Origin of the sequence: Desulfovibrio desulfuricans DSM 642 (assembly GCF_000420465.1) — a bacterium.
GTDB classification, from domain to species: Bacteria; Desulfobacterota; Desulfovibrionia; order Desulfovibrionales; family Desulfovibrionaceae; genus Desulfovibrio; species Desulfovibrio desulfuricans.
Genome location: NZ_ATUZ01000011.1, coordinates 823,256 through 835,434, shown reverse-complemented (window position 1 = coordinate 835,434; position 12,179 = coordinate 823,256). Strand labels below are relative to the sequence as shown.

Sequence of the window (12,179 nt, the reverse complement as noted above, 5' to 3'; positions counted from 1 at the left end):
TCTGTTCTTCGGTGAATCTGCTACGTTTCATTCTTGTGCTCCTATGTCAGGAACACTAACTTTTCAATGGCATACTTTTCGGGGGGAGGGTCAAAGGAGGTCTATGCCCCTCCTGCGCTACTTCGGTGCTCGTCTTGCCAATGCCAATCCCATCCCGTACAATATTTACGAATTATGCACTGCTCCCCATAGGTTTTGGAGTATTGTGGTGCTTGAAAAAGAGAGAGTGGCGCTACTCAGAGAGACGGCGTAAGGAGTTCATATGTTGCATTCTTTAAAGACAAAAAATATTGGCCCTATAGCTGAGTTGGAGCTAGAGTTTGGAGATAGGCTCAATATTATCACTGGCGACAATGGACTTGGGAAAAGTTTTTTACTGGATATCATTTGGTGGGCACTAACAAGAACATGGCCCGCTGAGGTGAACCCTTCGTTGATGTCAGGCTTTATGGCACGTCCTACTGATCCTAATGCCGAAGCCGTTATTGAATACAACTATAGTGGGGAAACTGAATCAATTCAGCATCCATCAATATTTATTCGTAATGAACAGAAATGGCCACTAAGGCGTGGTCGCCCTGGGATTCCCGGTCTTGTGCTGTATGCACAAGCTGACGGAAGTTTTGCCGTCTGGGATCCGGCCCGCAATTACTGGTTTAAAAAAGGTGAATTTGAGGATGTCGAACGCGTACCAGCGTTTGTTTTTTCTAAAGCCGAGGTTTTTGAAGGGCTGGAGTATAGAGATAAGAAAGTCTGTAAAGGCCTTATTGATGATGTGTCTTTTTGGCAAAGCGCTAAAGACACAACCAATTGGGATTTGTTTTCAGAAACATTGAAAAAAGTTTCCCCATCGTTAAGCGAACAACTTGCTCCGGGCCAATTGACGAGCATTGACCCTTTAACCTCGAGCATGATGCCCACCATAGCTATGCCATATGGGCAAGAAGTGCCCGTCTTGCATACTTCTTCAGGAGTAAAACGCATCCTTTCATTGGCCTATTTGCTAGCGTGGGCATGGATAGAACATAAACGGGCATCGCAAGTGCTGGGCAAAGTGCCTACGAAATCCATTATATTGCTTGTGGATGAGGTGGAGTGTCACCTGCACCCCAAGTGGCAACGCACCATTTTGCCTTCTGTAATGCAGACTGTATACGGACTCAGTGAATTGCCTGAAGCGGCACAAGTGCAAATTATTGCCACCACACACGCCCCCCTTGTGTTGGCCTCGCTAGAGACCACGTTCGATGCCGAAAAAGATCAGTGGTTCGACTTTGACGCAGAGGGGCAGCATGTGGAACTGACGCCTCGCGACTTTGTTTCTTATGGCTCAGCATCTAATTGGCTCACCAGCAAGGCCTTTGATTTAAAATCGGATACTTCACTGGAGCGGGAAGAGCTTATTGAGAAACTAAAAGCCTTCTTGATACGCAACGACCAAACAGAAGAAGAACTCCAGCAGCTTGAAAAAGAATTGGAGTCTGTTTCATTCGATCTTGACCCATACTGGCTTGATATTCGTGATTTACGGCGCGAGAAAGGATGGAAGATATGATTTTTGTAGGATTACAGCCAGAACCTTCCACGTTTCACGCACTCGTAAGAGAGCCAGGACAACTGGCTCTTGCGGCTCATGTGGGGCCAATAACAAACAGCAATTTTTGGAAAAATAAAAACTTCTGGCGACATTGTAAAAAAGATTTACATTCAAGCTATAACGGTATTTGCGCATACCTTGGTATATTTCTCCACGAAAATGTTCACATAAATAATAGCTCCGTTGAGCATTTCCTTCCTAAGTCTCTCTTCCCTGCCTCAGCGTACGAGTGGAATAACTACAGGCTTGTTTCTGTATTTGTGAACAACAAGAGAAATAATGCCCTAGAAATACTCGATCCGTTCCACATTACAGATGATACATTCAAAGTCAGCCTCAACACTGGTATTGTGAAGCCGTCTCCAGAGCTACCGGCGTGTGAACAAAAAAAAGTCACCGATACAATCTGTGCTCTAAATATAAATCACGAAACTCTATGCAATTATAGAAAAGATATTTATGAAAGGTACATAACGAAGCCTGAAGACGGCATTCAAAATCCAGACGCCCTATTGGATGAGGCGCCTTTTGTTTGGCTTGAAGCTGTCCATCAAGCGAAGTTTACCATATGAACCTGTCTGCATATCCCCAATAAGACAGCGGCGTGCGTGGCCTGATGCGTTTCCGGAGGGTAGGTGAAGTGAATTTCCTCCCGGATAGCATGTTTTTAAAAAGTTAGTGTTCCTGACATGGAAACAAGAGAATGAAAAGTAGCAGATTCACCGAAGAGCAGATTATTGGATATTGCGGCAAACCGAGGCTGGAGTTCGCGTTGTCGATCTGTGCCGTCAAAATGGCATTCCGGATGCGACCTTTTACAAATGGCGCAGCAAGTTTAGAGGAATGAACTTTTCTGACGCTAAGCGGTTGCGCCAGTTGGTGGGAAAAAACGCCCGACTGAAAAGGCTGGTAGGCGAACAGGCGCTTGATATTGTCGTCTTGAAGGAAGTGCTCTCAAAAAACTTTTAAAGCCCGCAGCCAACGGGGAAGCCGTGCATCACATTCAGGCGGATCATCGCGACTCAGAGCGGCTTGCTCAGCTTTGCCGTTGTTCTGCTAGGCGGTTGCCATCTGAAGACCGTGATCTCTTTTTCGCGCGCAGATGCTGGAGCTGGCAACTGATCGACGACATTTCGGTTCTCCGTGCTTACATGAACTATTGCACGGGGAAGATCTGGTGCAGAATCATATGCGGACAGAATGGGTTTACTAAAAAGAAAATCTTTCACTGCGCACTCGCAAACGGGCGAAGCGCTCGATTGCCCGTGCTAGTCTTGTTGCCCCGGATGAGCAGTGGCGATGAATTTTGTAAGCGATGCCTTTTGACAATTGCCGATCTGTGGGATCGTTCAAGCCCTTATGCTTGAAGTGGATATATCGTCGCCAGGGACACGAGTTGCGCGTGTGCTTGAATAATTGCGTTTTCAAGGAGGTTGTCACAGGGATCAAGGTGATAACGGTCCGGAATTTAGCGGTAATGGCTTGGGTGTATGGACTTTTGAGCACGTGTGCAGATTGAGTTTACTCGTCATGGGACGTCCACTAACAATGGGCATGTTGAAAACTTTAACGGAAAATTGCGGGATGAGTGTTTAAATCAGAACGTGTTTTTTTCCTGTATGATGCCCCGAGAACGATTGAGACTTGGAGGCAGGATTACAAAACCAACTGCGATCGCAAGCTCGTTGGGCTAGCTGACACCGGAAGAATTCCGCGCAAAAAATATAACCGGCAACCCATTGGGAACCACTAACTTACAAGTGGTATATGCTGTGGGGCAAAGTCAATTAACCTTATGCAAAATTATAACATATGCATAATGAACTTAACAAATTAGAAGTTTGGCTTGCTGGTGTGCAACATAACGAAATTTTTGTTTGGATAAAAGAATCCTTGGATTTGTTAAAAAATACGGATTTGTCATTACGATATAATTTTTGCGCACTTGGATTAAGGGAGGCATTAAGGATATATTTTGATGCCATGTCTCCAAGCAATGAAATTGAATCCTGTGATTGGTATTTAATGGATAAGGATGAAAAAGCTAGAATTACAAGAAGAGACAGGATAAAATATGCGGCTTATAAAAACATTGATCCAAGAATCATAATGCATGGCCTTGAAAATTCTTCTGATAAATTCAGCAAAAATATAGACACTTCTATTGAGGCCATTGAGTTATTGTGCAGTGACTATCAAAAATTAATAGACAAGCTTAATAAATACACTCATGTTTTAGGGTGTGAAGATGGAGATGTTTTTGAAAATGCTGCTTTAAATATAGTTAAAAAATTCAATATGATAAATGACAATATTGCAACCATCTGCGAAAGTGTGTCATATATCATACAAATTCGAATAATAAATGGAATTGAAGTAGATACAAAATACATCAATGGCTCTTCTGGGACCAATAATTTTGTCATCGTAACCCACAATTATAATTCTGTAGAGTTTGAAGTTGATTACGATGTGTCTTTATATAACCCCAATATAAAATGGTGCGCTCCCAATATTAATCGATATAAAATTAAAGGTACAGCGGATGGAAGATCTTTAAAAATAAATAAACTCACTTGGACTGTAATAAAAAGTGAGCTAGAGGATACAGATATACAGTTTAAGTATTAGGATAATGCTCTCTTTGGTGTCTTTTTTTGCCTCTGCGGACCTTACCCCACTTGCGTATACCGCTTGTAAGTTAGTGGTTCCCAATGGGTTGCCGGTTATATTTTTTGCGCGGAATTCTTCCGGTGTCAGCCAGCCCAGTGTAACGTAGGGTAAAAAACAGCTCTTACGGCTCGTCTTCGTAAGAGCGTGAATATTCGGTTGCGGGGGTAGAATCTTAACCTGCTACCCTCGGGCTTCGATCACAGCGCCCTTGAGGTAGGAGGGTTAAAAGGGGGTTAGTTCGGGGTGTATGCGGATGTCTTTTGACGTTTCTGGATGTACTCTAACATTGCTAATTTATTAAATTCACAACTTTAGATGCTGTCCTTTCACGCCGTCGACAGGGGTTCAAATCCCCTTGGGGACGCCACTCGAGAATAAAGGGTTACATTGAAAAATGTAACCCTTTTTTCGTGCGCTTTCTACAGCCCCAAAGGGCGTATTCCTCAGCTGCATCCATTTCCTTTTTGCTCCGCACCTTCTCGTGGCACCAGCCCTGCATGGTATGCCCATTTTTTCTTAGGGCCGCCATTCCCGAGGTAGCCCCCTTGCCCAGATGGGCAAGCCGCCGCTATACTTGCCATTGCCCGGCCCTGAGGCCGCAGGCCAATCCCACCAAGGAAACCGCCCATGCCCGCATCCCTGCTGCTCAATCCCTTTCGCACCGCGACCGCTCACGGTGTGGACGTTACCGGTTTTTCGCCCGCCATAGCCCGGCACGTCCGCACGTATCAGGCCTCTTTCAGCCAGTATTGCCCTACTCCACTGGTGAGCCTGCCGGGGCTGGCGGCAAGCCTTGGCCTGAAAAACATCTGCGTAAAGGACGAATCGCACCGCTTTGGCCTCAACGCCTTCAAGGTGCTTGGCGGCTCCTACGCCGTGGCCCGCTGCCTTGCCGAGCGCATGCACCTGCCCGCCGAAGGCCTTGTGCGGGGCATGCTTGACGCCCCCGCCGCCAGAGCAACCGCAGGGCAGATAACATTTATCAGCACAACTGACGGCAACCACGGCAGGGGGCTGGCATGGACAACCCGCGAGCTGGGCTATCCCTGCATCATCTACATGCCCAAAGGGTCGGACAAAACCCGCCAAGACAACATTCTGGCGCTCGGCGCGCAGTGCAGCATCACTCATCTCAATTATGACGACACCGTGCGTATGAGCTGGAATCTGGCGCAGGAAAAAGGCTATGTGATGGTGCAGGATACCGCGTGGGGTGGCTACGAGCAGATTCCCGCATGGATCATGCAGGGTTACCTTACCCTTGCCGCAGAAATTCTGGAGCAGATGGACGCAGCCGCCATTCGCCCGACGCACTGCTTTCTTCAGGCGGGGGTGGGGTCATTTGCCGCTGCTGTGGCAGGTTTTCTGGTGGCAGCCCTTGGCGAAAAGACACCCCGATTCATTGTGGTGGAACCGCATGCCGCCGATTGCTTTTACCGCTCCGCGCTGGCGGGCGACGGCAAGGCCCATGCCGTGGGCGGCGACCTGCAAACCCTCATGGCCGGGCTTGCCTGCGGCGAGCCGAGCAGTCTGGCCTGGAGCATCCTCAAGGATTACAGCACGGCCTTCATGTCCTGCCCGGATTACATGGCAGCCAACGGCATGCGTATGCTGGCAGCGCCCGTGAGGGGCGATCAGCCCATTGTTTCCGGCGAATCTGGCGCGGCTGGCGCGGGTGCGCTGCACTGGCTCATGAGCAGCCCCGCTGCGGCAGACCAGCGCGAAGCTCTGGGTCTGAACGCTGAAGCCTCGGTTCTGCTCATCAGCACCGAGGGCGACACTGTGCCGCACATCTACAAAAAAATTGTCTGGCAGGGCGCGTATGCGGATGAGGAATGCGCCTGACAACAGCCGCCCAGTCAACCACGCATCCATCAGATGCGGCATCCATGCACAGGCCACACCGCAACGGGTGTATATATGCAACCCCTGCCCCGTTAGCGGTTGCTTTCCCATTCCTTTTCCAGCAGGGCATAGAGGCATGTATTTTCGTATTTGGGCGTTCCATCGGCATTGCTGACAAATGAAATGAACTCCTTGAAAAGCCCTTCCCTGCGCATGCCCAGCCGCTCGCACAGTTTTTGCGAGCGGATATTGTCATCTTCCACATAGGCATATACCCGCCGTGCGCCCTTGCGGGTAAAAAGGATGTCAATGAACGCCCTTGCGGCCTCGCTTGCGTATCCCTTTCCCTCATGGCTGGTGTTCAGATGCCAGCCCAGGCCATAGGTATCCGGCTCATCATTCGCGGCAAACATCAGCCCGATCATCACATCCTGCCCCTTGAGGCAAACCGCCAGTTGCACGGGGTCTGCGCTTCGCCGCGCAACGTCGGCAACCGCTGCTTCCATCGAATCCAGACGGTCAGGCGCAAAACAGTGGACTCGTGGATGCGAAAGCATTTCAAACAGGCCTGCCGCATCCTTGGCTTCAAAAGGTCTCAGGACAAGACGTTCCGTTTCAAATTTTGCCACAGCAACCTCCTGTATTTCAAAATCATCATCTCTGTTCGTGCCATGCTCAATGTTGTTCCGGCTGCGCCGCAGGTTCGGCAGAAGGCTCTTTTCGCCGCAGCTTTCCGCTGAAAAAGCGGGTCACGACGATGAAGAACAGCGGCGTGTAGTAAATGCCCAAACCTGTCGCGGTGATCATGCCTGTCAGCACTGCTGTGCCAAGGGCGTTTTGCGCGCCGGAGCCTGCCCCGCTGCTGAGCGCCAGCGGCACCACACCAAGAATGAAGCATAGCGAGGTCATTATGATGGGCCGCAGGCGAAGCCGGGAGGCCTCCACAGTGGCTGCAACCAGATCTTTGCCGCCCCTGTGCATTTCTCTGGCAAATTCCACGATCAGGATTGAGTTCTTGGCCGACAGGCCAATGATCGTCAGCAGTGCAATTTGCAGATAGATGTCGTTATTCATGCCGCGCAGGTACACACCGCCCTGTGCGCCCACAATGCCCGTGGGCACCGCCAGCAGCACTGCCAGCGGGATAGTCCAGCTTTCGTACAGGGCAGCCAGACAAAGAAAAACCACGATAATGGAAACAGCGTACAACAAAGGGGCCTGACTTGCGGACACACGCTGCTGATAGGAAAGCCCCGTCCAGGCATAATCAAAACCGGGGGGCAGACTTGCCGCGCTTTTTTCCATTGCCGTCATGGCTTGCCCGGTGCTTTGCCCCGGCGCGGCTGCCCCTTCAATCTTTACGGACGGTATGCCCTGATAGCGGGTCAGGCTTGGGGAAGCCAAAACGGACTTTACGCCGATAAAACTGGAGAACGGCACCATCTCGTCCTTGGTGTTGCGCTGATAAAAGCGCCTGAAATCGTCTACTCCGGCGCGAACCGAAGGCTCCGCCTGAAGGTATACCTTTTTTGTTCTGCCCTTATCCGAAAAATCATTGATATATTCACCCGCCCAGTAGGCGCTGATGGCGCTGTTTATTTCGGCTCTGCTCAGGCCGTAAGCGCCAGCCTTGCTGTTGTCGATGACCAGATCGTACTGCTCGGTATCGGCCATGCCGCTATACCTTACGCTGGTAACAGCAGTGGATTTTGCCGCACTTTCCAGCAGGGCATCCTTGGCGTTGAGCAAGGCCGCATGCCCTTTGCCGCCGCGATCCATCAGTTCCAGCTCAAAGCCGGAGGAAGTGCCAAGCTCCATGACCGCCGGGGGCGACATCACAACTATTTCCGCCCCGGCTATGGATGAAAACCGTTCCGTGGCGCGTTCCATCACGTCAGAGGCGCTCTGCCCCGGGCCGCGTTTGCTCCAGTCCTTGAGCAGGGGAAGCACCATGGCCGAGTTCTGGCCGGAACCGCTGAATCCCCAGCCGATAACGCTCATGACGCTTTCTATGGAATCCTTTTCGTCTTTGCGAAAGTAGGCATCAATCTCTTTGACAATCTTTTCCGTGCGCTCAAGTGACGCGCCCGGCGGCAACTGCACGTCAACATACAGGATGCCCTGATCTTCATCCGGCAAAAATGCCGAGGGCAAAAGCATAAACAAAGCCAGGCACCCTGCTGCCAAAACCGCAAATACCACGCCCCACCGCAAGGGGTGCCGCACCATGCCGCTCACGCCACGACTGTAGCGTTCCGTAAAGGCGGCAAACCATCGGTTGAAGCGCCCAAAGAAGCCTTCGCCCGCTCCATTGCCATGCGCACGCAGCATGGTGGCGCACAGGGCAGGCGTAAGCACAATGGCAACCACTACAGAAAGTACCATTGACGCAACAATGGTCACGGAAAACTGCCGGAAGATTGCCCCGGTGGAGCCGGGCATAAAGGCCATGGGAACAAACACGGCGGATATGACCACGGCAACGCCCACAAGTGCCCCGGTTATCTGCCTCATGGATTTGAGCGCGGCCTCCTTTGGGGAAAGCCCCTCGTCTCGCATGAGGCGCTCCACATTTTCCACCACAACAATGGCGTCATCCACCAAAAGACCAATAGCCAGCACCATGCCGAACATGGTCAATGTGTTGATGGAAAAACCCGTGGCCGCAAATACCGCGAACACCCCGAGCAGCACCACAGGTACGGCAATGGCCGGAATAAGCGTGGCGCGGTAGCTCTGCATGAACACAAACATCACCGCGACCACAAGCGCGATGGCCTCAAACAGGGTACGCACAACCGAGCGTATGGATTTTTCCACAATGGGCGCGCGGTCATCGGCATAGGCATATTTGAGCCCCGGCGGGAAAAAGCTGGCGAGCGACTGCAATTCGGCCTTGATTCCCCTGGTGGTTTGCAGAACGTTGGCCCCCGATGAAAGCTTGAAAGCCAGCCCCGTACCCGCATGCCCGTTGAAAAATGTGGTGCCCATGGAACTTTCTTCATTCAGTTCGATGCGGGCAACATCCTTGAGCAGTACTGCGGAGCCGTTTTCTTCCACCCGCAGTTGAATCTGTTCAAACTGTTCCGCTGTTTCCAGGCTGGATGAGGCGTTGATGGCAATATTGATCTCCTGCCCCGGCAAGGCAGGGGCCGCCCCCACCTGACCGCCAGCAACCTGGGCGTTCTGGGCGCGCACGGCAGCAATAATATCCTGAGGATTCAGCTTGTACTGGCGCATTTTATCCGGGTCGCACCAGATGCGCATGGCATTTTGAAAACCATACAGGGTGATTGCACCAACGCCCTGAACGCGGCTCAAGGGGTCAACCAGCGAGCTTGCCACGTAGTCGCTTATGTCATTGGGGCGCATGGTGTCGCTGGCATCGTAAAAAGCCACTGTCATGAACGAATTGTCCACGGCTTTGGACGCCTGAACGCCCTGCCGCTGCACTGTATCTGGCAGCAGGGAAAGAGCCTGCTGCACCTTGTTCTGCACCTGCACCTGCGCCGTATCGGCATCCGTGCCCGCAGCAAAGGTGAGGGTAATTTCCGTACCGCCGGAGGAACTGCTGGTTGATTTCATGTGCAGCAGGTTGTCCAGGCCTTTTATCTGCTGCTCAATGATCTGCGTGACGCTGCGGTCAACAATGGACGCGGTCGCTCCGGGGTACTGGGCAGAGATGGATATCTGCGGCAGGGCGATATCCGGGTAATGCGCAACGGGGAGCCTGCCAAGAGCCAGCAGACCGGCCAGCATAATGATGATGGCAATAACCCAGGCGAAGATGGGGCGATTGATGAAAAAAGCTGCCATGCCCTACCGCGCCTCGGTGGCAGACGCCGCAGGGGCGGCCTTTGTTTGCAATGATTGCGCGGGTACGCCCCGCACAAGTTCACCGGGGGCCGCTTTCTGGAAGCCCTCAACCACCAGCATGTCGCCAGCGTTGAGGCCCGCGCCCACAATCCAGCGGTTGCCGTATGCGCGGTCAATGCTCACATCGCGCCGCGTCAGACGAAAAATCCCGTCTTCCGTGCCTTCTTTCTGCAACACGTAAACAGAATGCCCGCCCGTATTGTTCACAAAGGCGGCCCCCTGCGGGATCAGCACGGCCTTGTCCACCGAGCCTTCTTCAATAGCGGCCTTAACGTACATGCCCGACAGCAGCAGCCCGTCAGGGTTATCGACCACAGCCCGCAGCCTTATGCTCCCCGTGCTCTGCGCCACAGATATTTCAGAAAACAGCAGGTCGCCCTGTATCCAGGCCGATTCACCAGCATGCGCTGCTGTGGCCACTGGCGTATAGGGCGAACCGTCTTCCAGCGTCAGGCGGATTTTTGCTGTATTGCCCTTGGCGGATATGCGGCCCTGCGCAAGGGCGCGGCGCAGGCGGATAGCCTCCGCGCTGGATTGCGTCATATCAATATAGACACGGTCAATCTGCTGGATAACGGCCAGGGGGGATGACTGGTTGGCAGTAACCAGAGCGCCGACCGTAACGGCAGAGGCCCCAATGCGGCCTGACACCGGGGCTTTTATTTCTGTATAGGCAAGATTGATGGCCGCTGTTTCAAGCTCGGCCTCTGCCCTGGCAACGCGGGCGCGGGCCTGACCGTGCTGCGAGATGGAATTGTCCAGCTCCTGCTGGCTTACGGCGTATTGCTTGATCAGCAACCGCTGGCGTTTTTCCAGCAGGGCAATGGCGGTAACAGCGGCCTTTGCCTCCGCAAGCGAGGCTCTGGCCGTGGCGTGGGCCGCCTGATAGATGGCCGGGTCTATGCGGTACAAGACCTGCCCTTTTTTTATATCTGCGCCTTCTTCAAAAAGACGCTCAATGATAATGCCGTCAACCTGAGGCCGAACCTCCGCCGTTACCAGCGCGGACACTCTCCCCGGTAGCGTACTGCTCAGGGTCAACTTTTCTTCCCCCAGCACAAGGTACTGCACCTCGGCATGGGCTGGGCCAGACTCCTCCGCCTTGTTGCAGCCAAGGGCGAGCACTGTCAGCCACAAGGGCACGAGCAGCCACAGTCGAAATTTTTTCTTACTAAACCAGCACATTACAAACACCTCTGTTCCAGTGTCGGCAAGCAATCTCGGGCTTGCCCTTTTGCCTGTAATTTGCCAGCGTAAACTATACAGTTACTTTAGAGTCAAGGGAAAAATGAAATGAAAAAGAACATGCTCACCTCAGGCGAATTCGCCAGCCTGTGCGGCACGCAAAAAGGCACTCTGCTGTTTTATGAAAAGGAAGGGTTGCTGAAACCCAGGCACGTTTCAGAAAACAGGTACCGCCGATACGGGGTTGAGCAGTATTTTGAATTTGACCTGCTCTCCATGCTCAAGGAGGTCGGCAGCTCGCTGAAGGAGGTCAAGGCGCACCTGCACAACATGAACGGCGAGGACTTCTTGTCCTTCCTGCGGGAAAAACAGCTCGCCGCAGAAAAGGAACTGCGCCAGTTGGCCCAGCGCCGGTTGATGCTCAAAGACATGACCGCCTGCCTGCGCGAAGCCCTGGATTTTGAATACGACACCATGACGGTACGGCATCAAAAGGCAGAACGGCTGGAAATGACGCCCACAGGCGCAAGCCCCTCAGAGTCGCAATGGGAACTTGTGCAACGCTTTGTGGAATATAATCGGGGCTATGAACAGCAGGAAGAAAAACCGCGTTACCCATTTGGCTTTGTCTTTTGCCTGGATGACATACGGCAGGGCAGCTATGTTGAACGGTATTACTTCACCAGGGTGCGGCGCTCCACGCCGCCCTCCCTCCTCCATATAAAACCTGAGGGGAAATATGCCATTATGGCCCACAACGGCACGGACGCCTCGCACAGGCTGGCCCTTGCCGATATGCTGAAGAAGGTCAGCGCCACTGGCCTGACCATGAAAAGCGATGTCTATGTGTGCGACATGATGAGTTACGTCATGCAGGAGGGCGGCGACTGCTACGCAGTGAAATACGCCATTCGGGTTGAATAGCGGCATGCGGCCTCAATTGACGGTTCCCCGTAATCAAGGCCCGCCAGCACGGCCCGTGCGCCCTCGCCCCGCCGATACG

Annotated in this window: 10 protein-coding genes; 7 read left to right on the top strand and 3 right to left on the bottom strand. The window is 52.5% G+C overall.

What is annotated here, in order from left to right:
- Window positions 1-262: 262 nt before the first annotated feature.
- The 6 genes from G449_RS0105515 to dpaL all read left to right on the top strand — a co-directional run bounded on the left by G449_RS0105515 (window position 263) and on the right by dpaL (window position 6,115).
- The gene (locus tag G449_RS0105515; protein ID WP_022658316.1) at window positions 263-1,555 is read left to right on the top strand and encodes an AAA family ATPase; all 1,293 of its coding nucleotides are present in this window, start codon (window positions 263-265) and stop codon (window positions 1,553-1,555) included.
- Window positions 1,552-2,169, top strand: coding sequence for an HNH endonuclease family protein (locus G449_RS16125; protein ID WP_022658315.1), 618 nt, complete (start codon window positions 1,552-1,554; stop codon window positions 2,167-2,169). The genes G449_RS0105515 and G449_RS16125 overlap by 4 nt, the downstream gene beginning before the upstream one ends.
- A gap of 172 nt (window positions 2,170-2,341) precedes the next feature.
- Window positions 2,342-2,566 (top strand): transposase, encoded by a 225-nt coding sequence (locus G449_RS18765; RefSeq protein ID WP_159060436.1) that lies wholly within the window; start codon window positions 2,342-2,344, stop codon window positions 2,564-2,566.
- Window positions 2,567-3,105: 539 nt separating this feature from the next.
- On the top strand, window positions 3,106-3,291 hold the full coding sequence (locus G449_RS18760) for an integrase core domain-containing protein (RefSeq protein WP_081640459.1): 186 nt from the start codon (window positions 3,106-3,108) through the stop codon (window positions 3,289-3,291).
- Window positions 3,292-3,409: 118 nt separating this feature from the next.
- Window positions 3,410-4,228, top strand: a complete 819-nt coding sequence (locus tag G449_RS0105500; RefSeq protein ID WP_159060435.1) for a pPIWI-associating nuclease domain-containing protein — start codon at window positions 3,410-3,412, stop codon at window positions 4,226-4,228.
- A 669-nt stretch (window positions 4,229-4,897) separates the two neighbouring features.
- A complete protein-coding gene (dpaL, locus tag G449_RS0105495) occupies window positions 4,898-6,115 on the top strand; it encodes a diaminopropionate ammonia-lyase (protein ID WP_022658313.1) in 1,218 nt (405 codons plus the stop codon).
- 92 nt (window positions 6,116-6,207) lie between these two features.
- Here dpaL and G449_RS0105490 read toward each other — a convergent pair whose 3' ends face one another.
- From G449_RS0105490 to G449_RS16115, 3 genes are read right to left on the bottom strand one after another with little or no spacing between them, the layout of a single operon-like run.
- A complete protein-coding gene (locus G449_RS0105490) occupies window positions 6,208-6,744 on the bottom strand; it encodes a GNAT family N-acetyltransferase (protein ID WP_022658312.1) in 537 nt (178 codons plus the stop codon).
- 46 nt (window positions 6,745-6,790) lie between these two features.
- On the bottom strand, window positions 6,791-9,931 hold the full coding sequence (locus G449_RS0105485) for an efflux RND transporter permease subunit (protein WP_022658311.1): 3,141 nt from the start codon (window positions 9,929-9,931) through the stop codon (window positions 6,791-6,793).
- Between the two features lie 3 nt (window positions 9,932-9,934).
- A complete protein-coding gene (locus G449_RS16115) occupies window positions 9,935-11,176 on the bottom strand; it encodes an efflux RND transporter periplasmic adaptor subunit (protein WP_022658310.1) in 1,242 nt (413 codons plus the stop codon).
- Window positions 11,177-11,284: 108 nt separating this feature from the next.
- On the opposite strand from G449_RS16115, the gene G449_RS17735 reads away from it, so the two are divergent.
- On the top strand, window positions 11,285-12,100 hold the full coding sequence (locus G449_RS17735; protein ID WP_022658309.1) for a MerR family transcriptional regulator: 816 nt from the start codon (window positions 11,285-11,287) through the stop codon (window positions 12,098-12,100).
- The last annotated feature ends 79 nt before the right edge of the window (window positions 12,101-12,179 follow it).